Genomic DNA, 20,394 nt, shown 5'->3' on the forward strand with positions numbered 1-20,394 from the left:
GACAGATCCGTTGAGGACGGTGCGGGAGAGTGGTGTCGCGGCCACCGGCGGCCCGGCGCGTCCCGGAGGGCGCGGGCGGGCCGCCGGGGGCGGTCAGGAAATCGTGCAGGCGTGGCCGTTGAGGGTGAAGGCGGTCGGGGAGGGGTTGCCGGCCGACTGTTTGCCGTTGAAGCCGATGTAGAACGACTGGCCGGGCTTGATGGTCTTGTCCCAGACGAGGTTCTCGGCGGTGACGTCCCTGCCGGTCTGCGTCCACTTGGCGTTGAAGCCGGAGGCGACCTGCTGGGTGGTGAGCGGGAAGGAGAAGGCCAGCTTCCATCCGTCGATGTCGGTGCTGCCGGTGTTGGTCAGCTTCACGTTGGCGTTGAAGGCGCTGGGCCAGGTCTGGGTGCTGTAGGAGACGTCGCAGTAAGGAGCCGGGGGCAATGCCTGCGCGACGGCCGCATAGGGCGCCGAGGGAGCGCTCAGGTTGCCGGCGGTGTCGCGGGCGACGACCTGGAAGGTGTACGACCGGCCGCCTTCGAGGCCGGTGACGATGTCGCGGGGGGTGGCGTTCTCGCCCTCGTAGGCGTAGCCGTGGTCGGTCCGCCGGAACAGGTCGTAACGGGGCGGGACGCCGCTGTTGTCGCTGACCGTGTTCCATACCAGGGCGATCCCGTTGGGCACGGAGATGCCGCCCATGACGGTCAGTCCGGTCGGTGTGCCGGGCGGAGTGGTGTCGGTCCCGGTCCCGGGGCTCGGGCTGGCGGCGGGCGGCTCGACCATCGCGCGCTGGCGGACCAGGTCGGAGGGCGCGCTGAGGTTGCCCGCGGCGTCCTTCGCCACGACGTAGAACAGGTAGTCGCGTCCGGGGGTGAGGTCGCTCACGACCGCGACGACGTTGTCGCCGGAGGGGGAGAAGCTCGGGTTCACGCGGGTGAAGGCGCCGTCGATCCAGACATACACGTCGTACCCGGAGACTGCGACGTTGTCGGTGGACTTCGTCCAGGTCAGACCGGCTGCGCCGTTGACGTAGGCGGAGTACGGCTCCACCCCCTCGGGACGGGTGGGCGGGGTCCGGTCGGGTGCCGGCGGTGTCGGCGAAGGGCTGGGCGACGCCGTTCCGGTGTAGACCGTCGCGACCGCGGTGTACTCGGCCGACGGCGGGCTCGTGTTCCCCGCCGCGTCCTTGGCGATCACCCGGAACGTGTAGCTCTGCCCCGGGACGAGGGACGAGACCGAGACGCCGGTGAAGGTGGTGTTCTGGATTGTGACGAACGTGCCGTCCTGCTTCATCTGGACGTCGTAGCTCACGACGCCCACGTCGTCGAGCGCGCGGCCCCAGCACAGCGGTACGGCGGCCTTGGGGGTGGGGAAGGTGGGGGTGGTCTTGGGGCTGGGAAGGAGCGAGCTCGGGCTGGCTTTGGGGGTGGGGAAGGTGGGGGTGGTCTTGGGGCTGGGAAGGAGCGAGCTCGGGCTCGACTGGGGCGTGGGCACCGGGGGCGGGCAGATCGAGATCCACGGCGGGGCCGTGGGTGCGGTGGTGTCCACGGGTTCGGCCCGCGCCACGCGGGCGGCCGCGGGTGTCGCCGCCGCGGCGAGCGCGAGCCCGGCACTCAGGAGGGCGGCGGCGGCACGGAGACCGTTGACGTGCATGTGATTCACCTTCCTATTGGGTGGCGCGGCGCATCGGCGCGCGCCGGGCCGTTCGTGAGAGGGATCACGAGCAGGTGGTGCCGTTCAGAGTGAAGGCGGTCGGCGCGGGGTCGCCTTCCGTCTGGAGGGCGTCGAAGCCCGGAGTGCCGGCGGTGCGCAGCGCGACGATCGTACGAAGACTGTGCAGGGGCATGTCGTCCACCTCCCGTACGGGGCGGCCCGGCGCGTCCGCGTAGGACGGCCGTGCCGCGGGTCGACGTCATGAGCAGGTGGCGCCGTTGAGGGTGAAGGCGGCGGGCTTGGGGTTGGCGCCGGTGTAGGTGCCCTGGAAGCCGATCTGGGTGGACTGGCCGGGGTTGATGGTGCGGTTCCAGTCGAGGTTGGTGGCGGTGACGTTGGTTCCGGTCTGGGTCCAGGTGGCCGACCAGCCGGGTGGGCTGATCTTCTGGGTGCCGGGGAAGGCGAACTTCAGGGTCCAGCCGTTGATCGCGGTGGCGCCGGTGTTGGCGATCGTGACGGTCGCGGTGAACCCGCCGCCCCAGTCATTGGCCGCGTACGTCACCGCGCACCCGGCGCCGGGCGAGGAAGACGGCGACACCGCGGGAGACGGGGACGGGCTGGGCGACGGGGACGGGCTGGGCGAGGGGCTGAATGTCGGCAGTCCGGTCTGGGCGGTCGCGGTGAGCGTGGCCGAGGGCTGGCTGGTGTTGCCCGCGGCGTCCCGCGCCACGACGTAGAAGGTGTAGCTCGTGCCGGCGACCAGTCTCTCCGCGACGTAGAGGGGCGTGGTCGATGAGCCGATCTTGACGAAGCCCGTGCCCTGCTTCATATACACGTCGTAGCCCGCGACACCGGTGTCGTCGGTCGAGGCGGTCCAGCACATCGGCACCGCGTTCGCGAAGTCCGCCCCGCAGACCCTCAGTCCGGTGGGCGCGCTCGGCGGCGTGGTGTCCACCGGAGACGGCGAGGATGACGGCGAGGGGCTGGGGGAGGGTGATGGGCTGGGGGACGGCGAGGGGCTTGCCGTGCCCTCCGGCGGGGTGCCCCAGACCAGCGTGTTCCCGTCGTACACCGGCACGTGAGAGGCAGCCGACGCCGACCAGTCGTTGGCCGGGTCCCAGGTCGCGCCGTTCGGCACCGAGATCCGCAGCTGCGTGCCCCGCTTGTAGAGCTGGGCGTCGCCGGGGTAGATCGGCTTGCCCGTGCAGTCCACCTCGGCGTAGTAGGTGCGGTCCCCGGCGGACGTCGGCCCGCTGACCGCGCAGCCGTTGCTGTCGCCGCCGGTGACCTTCACCTGGGAGATCGAGGTGGAGCCGTCGAGCGTGAAGTAGTAACGCGCCTTACCGGCCTGCAGGACGCGCGGCGGCCAGTTCGACGTGTTGGTGATCGTGACGGTCATGGACGTGCCGTCCGCGCCGGTGTAGACGTTGCCGGTCTCGGCGCGGATCTCCTGGTACTTCTCCTCCGGCGCGGGGAAGTCCGCCACCGGCGTCCCGCCGTACTCCTTGGCGAACCGCGCGAGCACGTTGGTGATGCCGGAGTTGTAGTCGATGGCCACCTCGTTGCGGACGTAGTCCGTGCGGCTGTCGGTGTAGGCGTCGGTCTGGTCCGGGCCGCCGGCGAGCGCGCCGTACAGGACGTGCAGATTCGGTCCGGTGGTGTCGCTCATGTAGCCGAGGTACTGGCCGCTGGCCGCGCGGTGGTGGACGTGCGTCGGCGGGTTGGCGCCGAAGCCGACCATGTAGCTGGAATGGCGGGGATTGTCCCCGAGCGCGTAGTCGACCTGCCGCTTGGCGAAGTCGTGGTAGCGGGCGTAGAGCGGGTCGCCTGGACCGAGGTGGTCGGCGTAGACGAGGGCCACCCAGGCGGTGTTCAGCGCCATGCGCAGCGAGGCCCAGTTGAAGATGTACGCCAGGCCGCCGGGGGTGACCGGTCCCTTCTTGCCCTTGTATCCGGCCGTCCAGTAGTCGAGGTACCGCCGGACGTCGTCGGCGTACTTCTGCTCTCCGGTGAGCGTCGCCATCAGGGCGTAGACGCCGTACTCCTTGTCGTTCCACCCCAGCCCGAAGGTGTACGCGGGCACGGTGGTGCCGCCCGCGCCCTGGCCCACGTCGGGCTCGCCGCCCATCTTCGGGTAGAACTCGCGGGCCTTGTCCAGGTAGCTTCCCGTGCCGGTGGCCCGGTAGAGCCACACGGCCGCCCAGGCCAGCTCGTCCCAGTACATCTTGGTCGCGCCCGGGTGGTCGGCGGCGCCCTCCCAGGTGGAGTTGTAGTAGCCGGAGATGCCCGGCACGCAACTCGTGTACGCCGTGTCCTGGCCGTTCGTGCCCTTGGTCGTGTCGGCGAACGTGAACAGCTGCTTGGCGTGGGTCAGCAGCGTGTCCGCGTACGCCGCGTCGGTCTGCCGGAAGGCCATGGCCGAGGCGGCCATCGCGGCGGCCGTCTCCGCGACGACGTCGGTGCCCTTGCAGGTCGGCGTGATCTTGTAGACGGGCCGCGCCATGCCCTTGATGTCGATCACCTCGGGCGGACCCCAGTACGCGTGGTCCACACTGCCGTCGCCCACCTGGACGTACAACGTCTCCGGTTCGGGGTGGGCGGCGATCAGGTAGTCGGTGGCCCATTTCAGGTTGTTCAGCATCGGCGTGAGCTGGGTGCCGTACCCGGTCCTGTTCTCGACCAGTCCCCACGCCAGCATCGTCGTGGTGAACGCCATCGGGAAGCCGAACTTGACGTGGTCGCCCGCGTCGTACCAGCCGCCGGACAGGTCCACACCGGCCGTCTTGCCGTCGTTCAGCGTGCGGTCGCCGCGCCATTCGACGCGGCTCCAGCCGGGCTTCCTGCCCGACTGCTGCGCCTCGTAGAAGTAGATCGACTTCTGCAGGGCCTCGGTGTAGTTGTACGACCCCGCGGCCTGCGCGGGCGTGGAGCCGGGCACGAGCAGGGCGGCCAGCACCGCGGCCACCCCGCCCAGGGACAGCAGTCTCATCGGAGGCCTCATCTCAGGAGCAGGTGGTGCCGTTGAGGGTGAAGGCGGCGGGCTTGGGGTTGGCGCCGGTGTAGGTGCCCTGGAAGCCGATCTGGGTGGACTGGCCGGGGTTGATGGTGCGGTTCCAGTCGAGGTTGGTGGCGGTGACGTTGGTTCCGGTCTGGGTCCAGGTGGCCGACCAGCCGGGTGGGCTGATCTTCTGGGTGCCGGGGAAGGCGAACTTCAGGGTCCAGCCGTTGATCGCGGTGGCGCCGGTGTTGGTGATCGTGACGGTCGCGGTGAACCCGCCGCCCCAGTCGTTGGCCGCGTACGTCACCGCGCACCCGCCGTTCGGCGAGGAAGACGGCGACACCGCGGGCGACGGAGACGGGCTGGGCGACGGGGACGGGCTGGGTGAGGGGGACGGCGAGGCGGACGGGGACGCCGACGGGGACGCCGAGGGGGAGATCGACGGCGAGACGCCGGGCGAGGGCTCGGCGCCGGGCGGCGTGCCCCAGAGGAGACGGCCGTCGTTGCCGTACAGGGTCATGTGGTCGGCGCCCTTGGCCGACCAGTCGTTGGACGGGTCCCACGTCGCGCCGTCGGCCACGCCGATGCGGAGCTGCACCTCGCGGCGGAACTCGGACTGGCCGCCGGGAAAGATGAGCGTCCCGGTGCAGTCGACCTCGGCGTAGTAGGTCCTGCCCTCCAGCAGGTGCGGCCCGGTGGGCTGCTTGCACTGCGTGTAGGACGTGCTCACCGTGACCTGGCTCGCCGTGGTCGAGCCGTCGAGCGTGAAGTAGTAGCGGAACTTCGCCTTGTCGAGCACGGTCGCCGGCCAGGCCGACTTGTTGATGACGAAGGTCTTGGCCGCCGTCTCCCGCGTCGTGTGGGTGATCGCCGGGTCCAGAGAGAACTCCGGGCCGTCGGGCGTCTCGCGGGGCAGCGTGGCCAGGGGCGTGCCGCCGTACGTGCCGTAGAGGACGGCGAGCGAGCTGGTGATGCCGGAGTTGAAGTCGAGCGCGACCTCGTTCTTCACGTAGTCGCCGCGGCTGTCGGTGTAGGCGTCGGTGCCGTCCGGGCCGCCGACCAGCGCGCCGTACAGGATGTGCCTGCTGACCGCGGGCTCGCTGTCGGGACCCGCGTTCGTCCAGGCGCCGTGAGCGCCACGGTGGTGCGGGTTGCGCGGCGGGTTGGTACCGAAGCCGATCATGTAGCTGGAATGGCGGGGGTTGTCGCCGAGCGCGTAGTCGATCTGCCGCTTGCCGAAGTCGTGGTAGCGCGCGTAGAGCGGGTCGCCCGAGCCGAGGAAGTCGGCGTACTTCATCGCGACGAAGGCGGTGTTGGCGGCCATGCGCAGCGACGCCCAGTAGAAGATGTAGGCAAGGCCGCCCGGGGTGATCGTGCCCTTCTTGCCCTTGTATCCGACGGTCCAGTAGTCGAGATAGCGCTGGACGTCGTTCTTGTACTTCTGCTCGCCGGTCAGCTCGGCCATCTGCTCGTAGACGGCGTACTGCTTGTCGTTCCAGCCGAAGCCGAAGTTGAAGACGGGCACCTGCTGCCCGTTGCTCCCCGGGTCCTCCTGGCTGCCCATCTTCGGGTAGAACTCGCGCGCCCGGTCGAGGTAGCTCGCGGCGCCGGTGGCCCGGTAGAGCCAGACGGAGGCCCAGGCCAGCTCGTCCCAATACATCTTCGTGGCGCCCTCGACCTGGCCGCCCTCGCCGGTGGAGTTGTAGAAGCCCTGCGCCGCGCTGACGCAGTTGACGTACGCCGTGTCGCGGCCGTTCGTGCCCTTGGTCGTGTCGGCGAACGTGAACAGCTGCTTGGCGTGGCTGAGCAGCGTGTCGGCGTACGACGGGTCGGTCTGCCGGAAGACGACGGACGAGGCCGCCATCGCGGCGGCGGTCTCGGCCGCCACGTCGGTGCCCGGGCACGACGCGGTGATCTTGTAAACCGGCCGTTTGTGGCCCTTGGCCTCGACGGTTTCCGGTGCTCCCCAATAGGAATGGTCCTCGCCGCCGTCGCCGACCTGGACGTACAGGACGTTCGGCTCTGGATGGGCGTGGATGAAGTAGTCGTTCGACTGCCGCAGCGTGTTCAGCAGATAGGGCAACTGGCCCGAGCGTTCGTAGGACGCCCGGTAGTCGGCGCCGCCCCAGGCCAGGGTGGTGGTCGCGGACGCCATCGGGAAGCCGAACTTGATGTGGTCGCCCGCGTCGTAGAAGCCGCCCGACAGGTCCACCCCGGCGGACTTCCCGTCGTTGACGGTCGAGTCGGCCCGCCAGGTCACCCGGTTGGTGGACGGCAGGTGGCCCGACTCCTGCGCCTCGTAGAACAGGAACGACTTCTGCAGCGCCTCGCCGTAGTTGAAGCTCGCTGCCGAGACGGGGGTGGAAGTCGAGGTGACGGCCAGCAGGGCGCCGGCCAGTGCCGCCGCCGTGCTCGCGCTCAGCAGCCGTCGCGGTAGTCGCATCACGTGCCCCTCGGATAGGACGACGGACCGGCCCCGGCTGTGCGGGGCCGGCCCGGAAACGGGCGGGACGATCTCGGGAGGGCTCCCGCCCGGATGGTGCGTACGCGAGGTGGCGCGGTCCAAGCGCGTTCCGGTGACGGAGCGGTACCGGCCAGGTCAGGACGGCCGAGGGCATGTCGCGGAGCTGAAACTTTCAGTTCGGCGCGGTGTTCGGAGCGCCGGCATGAGCGGACCCGCCGGGGACTCCGGCGACGACCAGGGTCACCACGGGCAGCGCCGTCCTGCCGAGCGGACGGCGCACCGGTGCCGCGCCGGACTGCCAGCGTGGCCAGGACCGCGGTGGTGGCGAGTGAGGAGGCCAGGGCGATCCACGCGGCGACCACCCGGTCGGTGGCGAACAGCGGCACCCGGCACATGAGCAGCCATCCGCCGTAGCCCGCCCAGGCCAGGCAGGCCACGATGAGAAGGGCGAACACCACCTGCGTGCCGCCGGGCAGCGGGCCGGGCTCGCCTCCCCACAGGGCGGTCATGAACGCCGTGCCGGAAAGACCGGACAGCAGCGACGTCACCGCCCGGACGCGCCTGGCGCGGGACAGCGCCGGTTCGAGCCGCTCGATCATCTCCCGCGCCGACAGCCGTGGCTCCTCGGTCATCTCGTCCTTCCGTCACCATGCACAGTCGGACGAGGGGCCGATCAGGTTCACGTCGGCACGCGTGGGACCTGCCTCCGGCGATGAGGCAGGTCCCGGCCGCGAGGCGGCACACGCGCGGGTCGTGCCCAACCCGGCGCTCGAGTTCGCCCTACGGGCGGCGGCGTGGTGGCTATGCCGGCGCGGGCGCGTACGTCTCGACCTCGTGGTGGCGCATGCGGTGGATCAGCGTGTCCAGCGCCCAGGCACCGGGCCCGAAGACCGCGATGAGGAAGAACGACCAGCAGAACATGGCCGCCGCCTCACCGCCGTTCTGGATCGGGAACAGGTTCTGCGGCGCGTGGACCGTGAAGTACGCGTACGCCATCGAGCCCGAGCAGAGCAGTGCGCTGACGCGGGTGAGCAGCCCGAGGAGGACGAGCGTCCCGAAGACCAGCTGGATGGCCGCCGCCCACCAGCCCGGCCACGTGCCGAACGCCATGGCCTGGCCGGTTCCGCGGGTGCCGCCCAGCACACCGAAGATCGTCGCCGCTCCATGGCAGACGAACAGCAGCCCCGTCACGATGCGGAAGAGCGAGAGGACTGGTCCGCGGATCTGGTCCGTTTTCATATGATCACCTTCTTGTCGTGCCTGCCGGGCAGGCCGCGCCGCGTACGCGGGTGCGATCCCGCCGGCCGATGAGAACGCGCCGGAAAATCCGGATCCGGCGGAAGGGAAACGGAAAACTCCGGCCGTCGCCTATTCGAAGTCAGGGCATGGTAAATCGGCCGTCATTTCCATGGTTCCGTGGCTCACATTGTCGGCGAATTGGACGCCCGACGGCAGGAGGCCGCGCGGGCATGCGGGCAAAAGACCCAGAAGTACTGGTCAAAGCCTCAAATGAGCAGCGTCTTCGCTGTTGGCTTCGACGGTTCGCCGGTGAACCATGCGTGCCGGCCTCGCTTATTCGGCGGTGAATACGCGGGGCGGCGTACAACCAAGAATGCTCATGGCGGCGCTCATAGTCAAGTGTTCAAGTAATTCTCTGTCAGCTAATCAGACATCGCGTCGGCAAACGACTGGCGACGCACCGGTCACCTGCCGCTTTTCCCCGGTCGCGGAGTGTCCCGCCCCGGGGACCGCGTGAAACTTTCTCGCGGATCACCGTGGGGTGCCCGCGGCTACCTCGTCCACAGGCACTCCTGTGCCGTCCGCACCAGTGCCATCAAGGCCGTCGATCCGGGCGAGAGCCGTTCGTCCCGCCACGCGAGCGCGTACGTCAGGTGGAGGTCGCCCGAGTCGAGGGGAACGAAGGCGACATCGTCCCTGCGTACGGACGTCACGACCAGGGAGGGAGTGGGCAGCAGGCCGACGCCGGCCGCGACCAGGTCGAGCGCGGCGGCGAAGTCGTCGATCTCGTCGGCCACCACGTGCTGCCGGTGCGGACCGACGCGGGCGGCGAGCCGCGCCCACATCCCGCCGGGCGGGCGCTCGCGCGGCACCAGGACGCGGTGCCGCGCCAGCCGCTCGGGCTGCAGGCGGGGCAGACCGGCGAGCGGGTCACCGGCCGGTACGGCCAGATGGCCGACCGGCACGTGGAAACGGGCGGCGGTGGTCAGCTCCCGCGGAAAGGGCGCGGCGAGGATGGCCGCGGTCACCTCGCCGCCGGCGAGGGCCGCCAGGGCGGCGGCCCGGCCGGCCGGGCGCAGCCGCACCTCGGCCGGGGGGTCTCTGTGCGCCATCCGGCGGGCGATCCGTGCGGCGAGGCCGCCGGCCGGCGGAGGATAGGCCAGGCGGACAGCGGCGCCCTCCGGCGCGGCGAGCCGCCTCGCCTCGGCCGAGAAGGCGGCCGCGGACTCCAGCAACGCCTCGGCGTACGGCAGCAGCGCCGTGCCGGCCGGCGACAGGCGGACCTCCCGGCTGGTCCGCTCGAAAAGGCGGACCCCGAGCGTGCGCTCGAGACGGCCGACGGCCTGGCTCGCGGCGGGCTGGGAGACGCCCAGCTCGGCGGCGGCGCGGGAGAAACTGAGATGCCGGGCGACGACGGCGAAACAGCCGATGTCACGCAGCGGCGGGCCGGAGTCCACGCTCCAGTATGGGGAGATCGGAGGGCCGGGCCGCGACGGAGGTCAGGGCTTGCGGGCGACGCCGCACAGCGCGTCGACCTCCGGCGCCTCCCCGAACGTGCTGGGTTCGAGCCGCCACCGCGACACCGACACCACTCCCGGCTCCAGCAGCGTGAGACCGTCGAAGAAGCGCGCGATCTGCTCGGGCGTCCGCAGCCGGTAGGGGTCGCCTCCCTCGGCGCGGATGCGCTCGGCCTCGTCGGCCGCCTCCGGCAGGACGACCTTCGTGCCGTCCTCGAACACCAGATGACTGCCGGACGGCAGGGCGTCCAGGAGGTGACGCACGATCCCGTACGCCTCCTCGTCGTCGAGCACCTGGCCCATGATCCCCAGCAGCATGAGCGCCACGGGCTCGCCGAAGTCGAGCGTCTTCGACGCGGCTTCCAGGATCTTGTCCGGCTCGCGCACGTCGGCCTCGATGTAGTCGGTCACGCCGGGCGGGCTGCTGGTCAGCAGGGCGTTGGCGTGCACCAGCACCAGGGGGTCGTTGTCGACGTACACGATCCGGGACTCCGGCGCCACCCGCTGGGCCACCTGGTGGGTGTTGTCGGCGGTCGGCAGGCCGGTCCCGATGTCGAGGAACTGCCGGATGCCCTCCGCGCCCGCCAGGTGCCGTACGGCCCGACCGAGGAAGCCGCGCGACTGCCGGGCGATGTCGACGATGCCGGGGTACGCCTCCCGGATCTGGGCGCCGAGCTCGCGGTCGACCGTGAAGTGGTCCTTGCCGCCCAGGAAGTAGTTCCAGATGCGTGCCGAGTGCGGCACGCTCGTGTCGAGCTTGGGACGGTGCTCCTCGCCGGACCCGTCCGCCGACCCTTCGCCCACCCGGTCCTCCTGCCGTCGCGGTGATCGTTACATACGATAGGCCGATTCCGGGGCTTGAGTCTCCAGCCGCTGGACGGTCCAGACTCGGGGCCGTGACTCCTCCGCTCCCTGAAGGGAGCGGCTTCTCGCTAGGCCGCTTCCGCAGCGTCGCGAAGGGCAAGCCCTGCCCTGAGAATGTTCTTGGCCGCGTTCACATCGGCGTGCGCGGCATGCCCACACGCCCTACAGGCGAACTGGGCTTGGGTGAGGCGGTTGTCCTTCGCGCAGTGCCCGCACCGCGAGCAGGTGCGGGAGGTGTTGCGGGGATCAACTGCGATCAGCTCGCGACCAGCGCTTTCAGCCTTATGCGCGAGCACACGCAAGAACACCCCCCAACCCGCGTCCAGAATGCTCCGGTTCAGCCCCGACTTGGCCGCGACGTTCCGCCCCGGAGCCTCGATCGTGCCAGACGCGCTGCGGGTCATGTTCGCGATCCGCAGGTCCTCATGCACGATCACGTCATACGCTCGGACCAGAGTCAGCGCCTGCTTGTGCGCGTAGTCCAGGCGCTGCCTGCGCACCTTCGCGTGCAGTGCCGCCACCCTCGCCACCGCCTTACGGCGCCGCTTGGACCCGCGCTTCTTGCGGGCCAGAGCCCGCTGGGCCGCCGCGAGACGGCCGGCGGAGGAGGCCAGGTGGCGCGGATTGGCCAGAGGCTCCCCGTTGCTGGTGGTGACCAGCGATGCCACGCCCATGTCCAGGCCCACGGCCGCGCCCGTCTGCGGAAGCGGCTCGGCGGGGACGTCGTCGCAGGAAAGGATCACATACCAGCGGGTTCCTTCCCGCGTGACGCTGATCGTCTTCACCCGGCCCTTGACGGGGCGGTGCCGGTGCACCCGGACGTGCCCGACGCCCTGAAGGCGGACGAACGTCGCCGTGGGGTGCTCGGGTTGGGAGTCCCACCGGCAGCCGTCCCCGTCCTTGGGCCAGGTCACCGTGTCGAACCAGCCGCGCCCCTTGAACCGCGGGAACCCCGGTGTGCGGCCCTCGCGGACCCGGGTGAAGAACGCCGCGAACGCCGTATCCAATCGCCGCAGCGTGGCCTGCTGAGAGGAGAACGACCACCGGCCCTGACCGGCGAGGTCATCGGCGCGGATGTGCTTGAGGTCGGCCGACCGGTCACTGTAGCGAACGTTTACGCCCGCCTTGCGGTAGGCGGTGCGCCGGTGCTCCATAGCGGCGTTGTAGAGGACCCGGTGATCCTCCAGGCAGGCGGTTAGCGAGGCGGCTTGCTTGACCGTGGGGCGCAGCAGGAATGTGAACGACCGGCGCACACCCACCTCCACGTTGCGCTTACGTTCAGTGATCAGGTCACCACGCTACTGGAAGGCGCCGACAAAACCTGGACGGAGGGAAACGCGGAATCACCGGTCAGCCGAAGCAGGCCGCGGATCAGCTCCGCACAGCGGGCCTCCACCCGGCCACCCGGAACGGGACGGCGGCACTTCGGACACCAGACCACGTGGTGCCCGAGGTCATACGCCGCACCCGGGGCAGGCGCGCACCCGAGGAGTCACACGATGACCATGAAAGCACCGCCCATCTCATCCACCGGTGAAAGGAACTCGCGATGAGCCCGGAGACAAAACCAGTCAGGGACGGCAGTCCCCCGTCGCCTGAAGGCGACGGTCCCCTGCCGAGGTTCTGATGGACGACGAGGGGCTGTTCACCATCGGGTGGCTCTCCCGCCGCACCGCGATGCCGGTGCGCACGATCCGGTACTGGTCGGACGTCGGCGCGTTGCCGCCGGCCGGGCGGAGCGAGGGAGGCTACCGCCTCTACGACGCGGGCGCCGTGGCCAGGCTCGAGCTCATCAAGACGCTGCGGGAACTCGGCCTCGGCCTCGACGACGTACGCCGGGTGCTTGAGCGGAGGGCCGCCCTGGCCGAGGTCGCCGCCGTCCACGTGGACGCACTGGACGCGCAGATCCGCACCCTGCGGCTGCGGCGCGCGGTGCTCAGCACCGTCGCGAGGCGGCGGTCCGGCACGGAGGAGATGAAACGGTTGCACGATCTGGCACGGTTGTCCGCCGAGGAGCGGCGGCGCATCATCGAGGACTTCGTCGACGAGGTGTTCGGCGGCCTGGACGCCGACCCGGAGCTCAGGAACAGGATGCGGCACACCGAGGCCGGCCTGCCCGACGACCCCACGCCCGAGCAGGTGGACGCCTGGGTGGAGCTCGCCGGGCTCGTACGCGACCCGGGCTTCCGGCGGCGCATGCGCGACATGGTGGAGCACAACAGCCGCGGCCGGGCGGGCCAGGAGCGCGGCCGGGCGGGTCAGGAGCCGGGGGCCTTCGCCTGGTTCGTCAAGAAGGTCGTCTGGCAGGTGGGCCGGGCGCGGGAGGACGGCGTGCGCCCGGACTCGCCCGAGGCCGCCGAGGTCGTCACCCGCCTGCTCGGCGACATGGACGCCGCGGGCCGGGCGGCCGTCAGGGAGCGCCTGGAGGCCGGCCTGTTCGCCGAGGCCGAGCGCTACCGCCATCTCATGGCCGTCATCAACGGCCGGGAGCCCAAGCCGTCCCACGCGGACGATTTCGCCTGGCTGCTCGAGGCTCTCCGCGCCCATCCCTGACGCCCATCCCTGACGCCCGCGCCGCCCGGCCGCCGTCGCGGCGGCCGGCCCTCGCGCGGCGCGGGCGCAGGCCTTCTCCGGTGGCCGGGCTCGTCCCGGCCACCGGACGGGGGATCGCCTCACCTGCCGCCGGAGGCCACCGCCTGGGCCAGCCGGCCGGACCACACCCGCGCGGACGGCGCGGCGTGCCCGTCGGCGACGCGCTCGGAGGGCTGGGGATGCCAGCTCAGGGACAGCAGCTGGATCCACGCGTCCGCGCAGGCCACCATCAGCCCGTGCCGCACGTCGGACCGTACGGTGCCGGGGTCGGCCAGGGGGCCCGGCTGCTCGTCGTGCGGCAGCACCCGTGCCTCGTGCGCCCGGGCCCCTGATTCTCCCGAGATCAGGGCCCCCGGCTGGGGACTGCAGGCGCGGACGACCCGCATGACCTCTTCGGCCGGCCGCGTCCAGTCGATCGCCGTGTCCTCCGGACGGGGCTTGGAGAAGTAACTGCGCGAGCGCAGGTCCTGCGGGGTGGCCGACAGGTCCGCGGCGACCAGGCGGGGGACCACCTCGTGGAGCAGCCGCCGCGACTCCGCGAACAGGATGTCCCGGATCTGCCCGGAGGTCTGCGTGCCCGTCAGGCGTACGGGCCGCTGCGCGAGCACCGGGCCGTCGTCGATGCCGGGCGTGGTGATCAACGCGGTCACCCCGGAGTCGCGTTCGCCGTTGCGGGCCATCCAGAAGAACGGCGACAGACCGGCGTACCTGGGCAGCGGGCTGGGGTGGAAGTTGACCACCGCGTGCCGTGGCACGGCCAGCACCGGCTCACGCAGGATCTGCTGGAAGTTCGCGATCAGCAGGTAGTCGGGGGACAGGTCCCGCAGCGCGGCGACCGTCTCCGCGTCGTTGACGCTCCGCGGGCGCAGCACCGGCACCCCCGCCCGCGCCGCCTGCTCGGCGAGGTCCACCGGGTCGGGTTCGCCGAGGTAGTAGCTGCACAGCGTGCCCGGCGGCCGGGTCAGCAGGCCGGCCACCTCGACGTCCGGACGGGTCAGCAGGTCCGTGAGGAAGGGAGCGCCGAACTTGGAGTTGGCCTCCGAGAGCAGGACGATTCTCGTCGGCCGCGTCATCGGGCCCACCACGCGCGCTCGACGATCTCGGCCTTCCACGTGAGCGAGTCGAAGACCGCGTACCCGGGCTGGGGCGGCAGAGGCGTGCGGCCGGGGATGTCCATGATCTCCTGGGCCAGCCGCTCCACCAGGATGCCCTCCGCCAGCGGCGGGCAGGCGCCGAAGATCGGCATGCGCTGCATCTCGACGAACCACGAGTCGAGCATCGCCTTGTCCGGGAACGGCGGCATCTCCGGGATGATCCGCTCCATCAGCCGCCGGGAGACCTCGTCGGTGATCGGAGTGTCCTCCGGCAGGTCGTAGACCTGCTCGATCGGCATGGAATCCTTTGTGTACGTGAACACGTACACCTTGTGGGAGACCGTCGGAATCTTGAACATGAACCGGCAGCGGTCACTCGCCCGGAACGCGCGATGGAGTGCGTACCGGTTTCTCACCTGGTAGAACTCCATCTGGTCCATGACGTAGTCGCAGCCGTCCATGAAGGATTCGGCGGTTTCCGGGGTGATTCCCTGCGGATAGACGTCGATGTTCACGTCCTTGGTGAGGTCGAACGCCATTTCGGCGACGACCTCCGCCTTGTTGCGTCCCACGTTCTCCAGGGACGCGCCGAGCTGCCGCTGGATGTTGCTGATGTCGAACTCGTCGGGATCGGCCAGCTTGAGATTGCGTGCGCCCATGCGCACCAGCCGCGTGGCGACCGCGCCGCCGATGCCGCCGGTTCCGACGATGCCGATGACCGCGTCTCTGAGCCTCTCCTGCCTGGCCCGCTGCTCCTCGGGCGTGTTACCGAGCCAGCCGAGATTGCGGTCGACCCTTTCCCAGTAAAGTTTGTCGTCGTATTCTCCGCGATACCGAGTCACGTTTACCGACATGATGATTGCTCACCTCGCTGTCGAGTAGGAGTTGTGTCTTCCTGTCGGGTCGATCTCGTTCTGACCCGCAATCCCGAAGGAATGCGCGTCTTTTGTCGCGTTTAATGGCAAACCTAGCGAGCAGTGTGTTCGGCATGGACCGAACCGTCGTCGACGGCCCCGACATCGCTCGTGTCGCGGCACTTCTCGGGGAGTCCTCCCGGGCCACGATGATCACCGCGCTCATGGACGACCTGCGCCTTCCCGCCAGCGAGCTGGCCAGGATCGCGGGCGTGAACAAATCCACGGCGAGCGAGCATCTGGCCCGCCTGGTCGACAACGGCCTCCTGGCCACCGAGCGCTGCGGCAGGCACACCTACTACCGCATCGCCAATCCTCTGGTCGGCCCCGCCCTGGAGACCCTCGCCGTCCTCGCCCCGAAGCGCACGCCCAACTCCCTGCGCTCCGTACGCCGCCAGGAGGAGCTCGCCCGAGCCCGCCTCTGCTACGACCACCTCGCCGGACGCCTCGGCGTCGCCGTCACCGACGCCCTGCGCAAACGGGGTCTGCTGCACGACGACGACGGATCGCTGCACGTGGACGTGGAGGCATGGGACGCCGACCCGCCCCTCGGCGTCCGCTGCGCACCTCTGGCACAGGACCGCCGCCCACTCGTCCGCGGCTGCGTCGACTGGACCGCCCGCCGCCATCACCTCGCCGGCGCGCTCGGGGCGGAGTTGACCGCCCGGATGTTCGACCGTGGCTGGATCCGCCGCAGGAGACCCCGCGAACGGGTCCTCGTGCTGACCGACGCCGGCGTGCACGGCCTCGCCGCCACCCTGCCCGTGGACGACGACACCCTCGACGCCGTACGCGGGAGCTGATCCGCCGAAAGCCGGCGTCACAGGGGCGCCGGAAACCCCGTTCCGGCCACACTTCGGCGCCGGCCGAACTCACCGCGGGTAACGATGAGGTATGTCATCGACGAGAACTCCTATCACCCCCAGCCAGGGCACGGCGCCCCAGGGGCGCGGGACGATCCTCGCCGTGATGTGCGCCGGCATGTTCCTCGTGCAACTCGACGTGACCGTCGTCAACGTCGCTCTGCCGCACATCGGCGCGGGCCTGCACACCGGCCTGCCGGGTATGCAGTGGGTCGTCGACTCCTACACCGTCGTCCTCGCCGCCTGCCTGCTCGCCGCCGGAGTCGTGGGGGACCGGCTCGGGCACCGCACCGTGGCCGTCGCCGGGCTCGCGCTCTTCGGCGCGGCATCTCTGCTGTGCGGCCTCGCCCCCGGCATCGGCACGCTGGTCGCGGCCCGCGCGCTGCAGGGCTTCGCCGCCGCGCTGCTGCTGCCCAGCACCCTCGCCGTGGTCAACCAGACCTTCCCCGAACGCGCGGAGCAGGCCCGGGCCCTCGGCATCTGGGCCGGGGTCTCCGCCCTTGCGCTGCCCGCGGGCCCGGTGCTCGGCGGCGTGCTCGTCACCGCCGCGGGATGGCGCTCGGTCTTCCTCGTCAACCTGCCCGTCGTCGCGGCCGCCATCGTGCTCACCCTCCGCCGCGTCCGCAGGGACGAGCCCGCCCCCGGCCGGCGGCTGGACGTCCCCGGGGTGCTCGCCGCCGCCGTCGCCCTGCTCGCCCTCACCTACTGCGCCATCGCGTACGGCCACTCGGGCGTCTCCGCCCAGACGGTGGCAGCCGCCGTGGTCGCCGTGCTGGGCGTGGTCGCCCTGGTCTGGTGGGAGCGCCGGGCCCCCGAGCCCCTTTTCCCGCCGTCCCTGCTCGGCGGCTCCGGTTTCGTCGGCGCCAACGTCGTCGCGGCCCTGATGAACTTCGTCGGGATCGGCCTCGTCTTCGTCGTCACCCTGTATCTCCAGGGTGTCCGCCATCACGACGCCCTGTCCGCGGGCGCCATGCTGCTGCCGCTGTTCGCCCCGCTCGCGCTGTGCGCGCCCTTCACCGGGCGGATCGCCGCCCGCTACGGGCCCAGGCTCCCCATGCTGGGCGGGTTGCTGCTCGGCACCGCAGGCGCGGCCTGCCTGCTGCTGGTCACCACCGACGCCCCCTACGCGGTGCTCATTCCCCCGCTCCTCGGCGTCGGTCTGGGCATGGGCCTGCTGACCCCGTCCGTGGTCGCGGCGGCGCTGCGCTCGGGTCCACCGTCTCGCCCCGGCCTGTCCTCCGGCGTCAACAACACCGCCAGGCAGGCGGCCGGCGCCCTCGGCGTCGCCGTCCTCGGCGCGATGGTCGGGGACCCCGCCGGGGGCGAGACGTTCACCGCCGGCCTGCGATGGACCGGCGCGCTGTCGGCCCTTCTGTGGATCGCCGCGATCGTCATCACCGTCCGTACGGTGCCGGGCCTGGAGGACCGGAAGGAGCGCGATGCCACAGGCTGACCCGCCGCGCAGGGTGGCGGGATGCCGCGCCCGCGCCCTGCCGCAGGCTCACCCGCCCCGCACGGTCGCCGAGTTCCGTGCGCGGGCCGCCCGTGCCCTGCCGCGGGAGGTGTTCGACTACTACGACGGAGCCGCCGGACGGGAGCGCACCGCCCGCGACAACGAGGCCGCCTTCGACGCGTGGCGGTTCGTCCGGTCGGTGCTGGTCGACGTCTCCTGCCCGCGCACCGAGACCACCCTGCTCGGCCGGGCCGCGAGCGCCCCGCTCCTGCTCGCCCCGACCGCGCTGCAACGGCTCGCCCACCCGGACGGCGAACTCGCCACGGCGCGGGCCGCCCGCGGGGCCGGCCTGCCTTTCGTGGTCTCCACCCTGTCGTCGGTCCCCCTCGCCGACCTGGCCCGCGCCGGCGGCGACGTTTGGTTCCAGCTCTATCCGCACCGCGATCGCGGCGTCACCTCGGAGCTGGTGCGGGCGGCGGAGGAGGCGGGCGCCCGCGTCCTGGTGCTGACGGTCGACACCCCCTGTCCCGGCCGCCGGCTCCGGGACGAGCGCAACGCCTTCCGGCCCCCGCCGGACGTGCGGCCCGTCGAGCTCGAGGCCGCCTGCCGCCGAGCCGTGCGGCAGGCCGGACCCCCTTCCGGGCGAACGCTCACCGCGTTCTTCGAGCGGAACTTCAATCCCACCACCACCTGGGACGACGTACGCCGCCTGGCCGAGGCCACGACACTTCCCGTCGTGCTCAAGGGCATCGGCCGGGCCGAGGACGCCCGCCGTGCCGCCGATCTCGGCATCCCGGCCGTCGTCGTCTCCAACCACGGCGGCCGCCAGCTCGACCGCGAGCGCCCCAGCCTCCACGCCCTTCCGGAGATCCGCGACGAGGTGGGCGACGACATCGAGGTCTACGTCGACGGCGGCGTCCGCGGCGGCGGCGACATCCTCACGGCCCTCGCGCTCGGCGCCGGAGCCGTCCTCATCGGGCGCCCCTATCTGTGGGGCCTCGCGACCGGCGGTGAACAGGGCGTCGGCGACGTCCTGCGGCTGCTCCTCGACGAACTGCGGCTCGACATGAGCCTGACCGGCGTCGCCGACACCGCGGCGGTGCCGCGCGACGTCGTCACCCCGGCCGCCGGGCCTCGATGACCGCTGCGGCGGCGCGCGCCGGCAGGCCCGCGTCATGAGCGGGTGCGTGCTCGGCACTGTCTACGACATGGCGATGATCTGCCCGGTGATGTGACGCGCCTGGTGCGAGGCCAGGAAGACGATCACCTCGGCGATCTCCTCCGGCGTGCCGACGTGCCCCAGCGGGCTCGCCGCGCGGACGGCCTCCTCGACCACCGGAGTGATCCACCCGGTGTCGGTGGCGGGCGGGCGGACCATGTTCGCCGTGATCCCGTAGCGGCCGAGCTCGGCCGCGGCGGACATGGTGTAATTCTCCTGGGCCGCCTTGGCCGCGCCGTAGGAGACCTCCTCGGGGAATCCCGCAGGTCCGCCGGAGGTGAGCCCGATGATCCGCCCCCACGTGGCGCCGCGCCGTACGTGACGGCGGGCGAACTCCGCGATCAGCAGGGCCGGTGCCCGCGCGTCCACGGCGAACTGCCGGTCGTACGAGCCGGCGTCGACCGGTCGCAGCTCCCGCCCGAAGCGGTCGCGGGCATCGGGAAGGAAGGAGTCGGCCAGCCAGCCGCTGGCGTTGTTGACCAGGATCTCGACCGGGCCGAGGGCCGCCTCCGCCCGGTCGAACAGGTCGCCGACGACGGTCGGGTCGGCGAGGTCGGCCTCGGCCTGTTCGGCCCGGCCGCCCTCCCATCGGATCCGGGTCACGACCTCCCCGGCGTCCTGCGCCCGCAGTTTGCCGTAGGCATCGGGGAAAGCCGGGTCTCCGGTGTGCTCGGCCGGGTCGAGCCGCTTGTAGGTGAGGAAGACCGCCGCCCCGCACGCGGCCAGCGCCAGCGCGGTGGCCGCGCCGATGCCCTGGTTTGCCCCGGTTACCAGCGCCACCCGGCCAGTCAGTCGAGGATCGATCACCGCAATCAGTCTGGCACCCACCGCGCGACCCCGGCCACGGATTTTCCGCCCGGAGGGTCTCCGTGCGGAGACCCGTCCTCGGTGAGGCCGGACGACGGCTCCCCCGTCCGACGGACGGCAGGCCCGATCTCGCGGGCCCGCGGGAGCGAAAACCGTGACCGTCGGCCGGTTCTGCTCGACCAGCACCCCGGCAAGCCGCCGGGAACGGCCGGGCCTAGTTGGTGCAGTCCTGGTTCTTCAGGGCCAGAGCCAACTCGTAGACCTTGCCTCGGTTCGACAGGAAGTAGTACAGGGCTTTCGGGTTACCGGGAACGACGGCGACGGGGTAGTTGCCCGTCGTGTCGAGCCGGGGATAGGCCTTCTTGACCTGCTTCATGGTGGAGCCGACCTGGATGCCCTCGGGCGTCTTGACGCCCTTGGGCGCCTGGATGAGGGCGACGCCCACTTTCTTGGAGATGTGGAGGCCCACGCTGTCGCGACCGGTCGGGTGCGCCTTGAGATCCCACCCCGAGCATTGACCCTCGTCGAGCTTTTTCACGATCTTGCGGGTCGCCTCGGCCTGCTTGAGGGTCATCCCGAGCCGTACCCCACCGTAGCCGTACGGACCGAGCGTGCCGCTCGCACCGGTGGCGGTGTCGGCGGACGTCGCGGCCGCGCTCGCCGCCGTGGCGCCGGTCAATGCGATCCCCGCGGCGAGCGCCGCCGCGACGGCCGGGCGTGCCACCCGAGCCACCC

General features: G+C 71.2%; 17 protein-coding genes. 4 read left to right on the plus strand and 13 right to left on the minus strand.

The window, feature by feature from the left end; genetic code table 11:
• Positions 1 to 93 precede the first annotated feature (93 nt).
• The 9 genes from AB0O28_RS36140 to AB0O28_RS36180 all read right to left on the minus strand — a co-directional run bounded on the left by AB0O28_RS36140 (position 94) and on the right by AB0O28_RS36180 (position 11,982).
• Entirely contained in the window at positions 94 to 1,635 is a 1,542-nt protein-coding gene (locus AB0O28_RS36140; RefSeq protein ID WP_363647087.1) for a cellulose binding domain-containing protein, read from the minus strand.
• Between the two features lie 64 nt (positions 1,636 to 1,699).
• A complete protein-coding gene (locus AB0O28_RS36145) occupies positions 1,700 to 1,828 on the minus strand; it encodes a hypothetical protein (protein ID WP_363647088.1) in 129 nt (42 codons plus the stop codon).
• Positions 1,829 to 1,894: 66 nt separating this feature from the next.
• Positions 1,895 to 4,624, minus strand: a complete 2,730-nt coding sequence (locus AB0O28_RS36150; protein WP_363647089.1) for a glycoside hydrolase family 9 protein — start codon at positions 4,622 to 4,624, stop codon at positions 1,895 to 1,897.
• A 13-nt stretch (positions 4,625 to 4,637) separates the two neighbouring features.
• A complete protein-coding gene (locus AB0O28_RS36155; RefSeq protein WP_363647090.1) occupies positions 4,638 to 7,076 on the minus strand; it encodes a glycoside hydrolase family 9 protein in 2,439 nt (812 codons plus the stop codon).
• The gene (locus AB0O28_RS36160) at positions 7,076 to 7,729 is read right to left on the minus strand and encodes a hypothetical protein (RefSeq protein WP_363647091.1); all 654 of its coding nucleotides are present in this window, start codon (positions 7,727 to 7,729) and stop codon (positions 7,076 to 7,078) included. The genes AB0O28_RS36155 and AB0O28_RS36160 overlap by 1 nt, the downstream gene beginning before the upstream one ends.
• Before the next feature lie 169 nt (positions 7,730 to 7,898).
• A complete protein-coding gene (locus tag AB0O28_RS36165) occupies positions 7,899 to 8,336 on the minus strand; it encodes a DoxX family protein (RefSeq protein ID WP_363647092.1) in 438 nt (145 codons plus the stop codon).
• A gap of 551 nt (positions 8,337 to 8,887) precedes the next feature.
• On the minus strand, positions 8,888 to 9,793 hold the full coding sequence (locus AB0O28_RS36170; RefSeq protein ID WP_363647093.1) for a LysR family transcriptional regulator: 906 nt from the start codon (positions 9,791 to 9,793) through the stop codon (positions 8,888 to 8,890).
• Positions 9,794 to 9,835: 42 nt separating this feature from the next.
• Positions 9,836 to 10,657 (minus strand): SAM-dependent methyltransferase, encoded by an 822-nt coding sequence (locus AB0O28_RS36175; RefSeq protein ID WP_363647094.1) that lies wholly within the window; start codon positions 10,655 to 10,657, stop codon positions 9,836 to 9,838.
• A gap of 128 nt (positions 10,658 to 10,785) precedes the next feature.
• Positions 10,786 to 11,982 (minus strand): transposase, encoded by a 1,197-nt coding sequence (locus AB0O28_RS36180; RefSeq protein ID WP_363647095.1) that lies wholly within the window; start codon positions 11,980 to 11,982, stop codon positions 10,786 to 10,788.
• A gap of 361 nt (positions 11,983 to 12,343) precedes the next feature.
• Here AB0O28_RS36180 and AB0O28_RS36185 point away from each other — a divergent pair, with 361 nt between their 5' ends.
• The gene (locus tag AB0O28_RS36185) at positions 12,344 to 13,270 is read left to right on the plus strand and encodes a MerR family transcriptional regulator (protein ID WP_363647096.1); all 927 of its coding nucleotides are present in this window, start codon (positions 12,344 to 12,346) and stop codon (positions 13,268 to 13,270) included.
• Positions 13,271 to 13,389: 119 nt separating this feature from the next.
• Here the strand turns inward: AB0O28_RS36185 and AB0O28_RS36190 are convergent, their stop codons facing one another.
• Both AB0O28_RS36190 and AB0O28_RS36195 read right to left on the minus strand, forming a co-directional pair.
• The gene (locus AB0O28_RS36190; RefSeq protein ID WP_363647097.1) at positions 13,390 to 14,382 is read right to left on the minus strand and encodes a methionyl-tRNA formyltransferase; all 993 of its coding nucleotides are present in this window, start codon (positions 14,380 to 14,382) and stop codon (positions 13,390 to 13,392) included.
• Positions 14,379 to 15,257 (minus strand): ThiF family adenylyltransferase, encoded by an 879-nt coding sequence (locus AB0O28_RS36195; RefSeq protein ID WP_363647098.1) that lies wholly within the window; start codon positions 15,255 to 15,257, stop codon positions 14,379 to 14,381. Before AB0O28_RS36195 ends, AB0O28_RS36190 begins: the two co-directional genes overlap by 4 nt.
• Positions 15,258 to 15,391: 134 nt before the next feature.
• On the opposite strand from AB0O28_RS36195, the gene AB0O28_RS36200 reads away from it, so the two are divergent.
• The 3 genes from AB0O28_RS36200 (at position 15,392) to AB0O28_RS36210 (ending at position 18,774) form a co-directional block, all read left to right on the plus strand.
• Positions 15,392 to 16,120 (plus strand): winged helix-turn-helix domain-containing protein, encoded by a 729-nt coding sequence (locus tag AB0O28_RS36200; RefSeq protein WP_363647099.1) that lies wholly within the window; start codon positions 15,392 to 15,394, stop codon positions 16,118 to 16,120.
• A 91-nt stretch (positions 16,121 to 16,211) separates the two neighbouring features.
• The gene (locus AB0O28_RS36205; RefSeq protein ID WP_363647100.1) at positions 16,212 to 17,633 is read left to right on the plus strand and encodes an MFS transporter; all 1,422 of its coding nucleotides are present in this window, start codon (positions 16,212 to 16,214) and stop codon (positions 17,631 to 17,633) included.
• Positions 17,620 to 18,774 carry an alpha-hydroxy acid oxidase gene (locus tag AB0O28_RS36210; protein ID WP_363647101.1) on the plus strand — a complete coding sequence of 385 codons (1,155 nt, stop codon included), beginning with the start codon at positions 17,620 to 17,622 and terminating at the stop codon, positions 18,772 to 18,774. Before AB0O28_RS36205 ends, AB0O28_RS36210 begins: the two co-directional genes overlap by 14 nt.
• 60 nt (positions 18,775 to 18,834) lie before the next feature.
• On the opposite strand, the gene AB0O28_RS36215 is transcribed toward AB0O28_RS36210, so the two are convergent.
• Entirely contained in the window at positions 18,835 to 19,659 is an 825-nt protein-coding gene (locus tag AB0O28_RS36215) for an SDR family oxidoreductase (RefSeq protein WP_363647102.1), read from the minus strand.
• 214 nt (positions 19,660 to 19,873) lie between these two features.
• A complete protein-coding gene (locus AB0O28_RS36220; protein WP_363647103.1) occupies positions 19,874 to 20,383 on the minus strand; it encodes a hypothetical protein in 510 nt (169 codons plus the stop codon).
• Positions 20,384 to 20,394 lie beyond the last annotated feature (11 nt).

Source organism: Microbispora sp. NPDC088329 (genome assembly GCF_040685655.1).
Taxonomy (GTDB): domain Bacteria; phylum Actinomycetota; class Actinomycetes; order Streptosporangiales; family Streptosporangiaceae; genus Microbispora.

Excerpts from the sequence above, each read along its gene's own strand:
- AB0O28_RS36140 (WP_363647087.1), bottom strand. The coding sequence starts at position 1,635 with ATGCACGTCAACGGTCTCCGTGCCGCCGCCGCCCTCCTGAGTGCCGGG.
- AB0O28_RS36145 (WP_363647088.1), bottom strand. The coding sequence starts at position 1,828 with ATGCCCCTGCACAGTCTTCGTACGATCGTCGCGCTGCGCACCGCCGGC.
- AB0O28_RS36150 (WP_363647089.1), bottom strand. The coding sequence starts at position 4,624 with ATGAGACTGCTGTCCCTGGGCGGGGTGGCCGCGGTGCTGGCCGCCCTG.
- AB0O28_RS36155 (WP_363647090.1), bottom strand. The coding sequence starts at position 7,076 with ATGCGACTACCGCGACGGCTGCTGAGCGCGAGCACGGCGGCGGCACTG.
- AB0O28_RS36160 (WP_363647091.1), bottom strand. The coding sequence starts at position 7,729 with ATGACCGAGGAGCCACGGCTGTCGGCGCGGGAGATGATCGAGCGGCTC.
- AB0O28_RS36165 (WP_363647092.1), bottom strand. The coding sequence starts at position 8,336 with ATGAAAACGGACCAGATCCGCGGACCAGTCCTCTCGCTCTTCCGCATC.
- AB0O28_RS36185 (WP_363647096.1), top strand. The coding sequence starts at position 12,344 with ATGGACGACGAGGGGCTGTTCACCATCGGGTGGCTCTCCCGCCGCACC.
- AB0O28_RS36190 (WP_363647097.1), bottom strand. The coding sequence starts at position 14,382 with ATGACGCGGCCGACGAGAATCGTCCTGCTCTCGGAGGCCAACTCCAAG.
- AB0O28_RS36195 (WP_363647098.1), bottom strand. The coding sequence starts at position 15,257 with ATGTCGGTAAACGTGACTCGGTATCGCGGAGAATACGACGACAAACTT.
- AB0O28_RS36200 (WP_363647099.1), top strand. The coding sequence starts at position 15,392 with ATGGACCGAACCGTCGTCGACGGCCCCGACATCGCTCGTGTCGCGGCA.
- AB0O28_RS36205 (WP_363647100.1), top strand. The coding sequence starts at position 16,212 with ATGTCATCGACGAGAACTCCTATCACCCCCAGCCAGGGCACGGCGCCC.
- AB0O28_RS36210 (WP_363647101.1), top strand. The coding sequence starts at position 17,620 with ATGCCACAGGCTGACCCGCCGCGCAGGGTGGCGGGATGCCGCGCCCGC.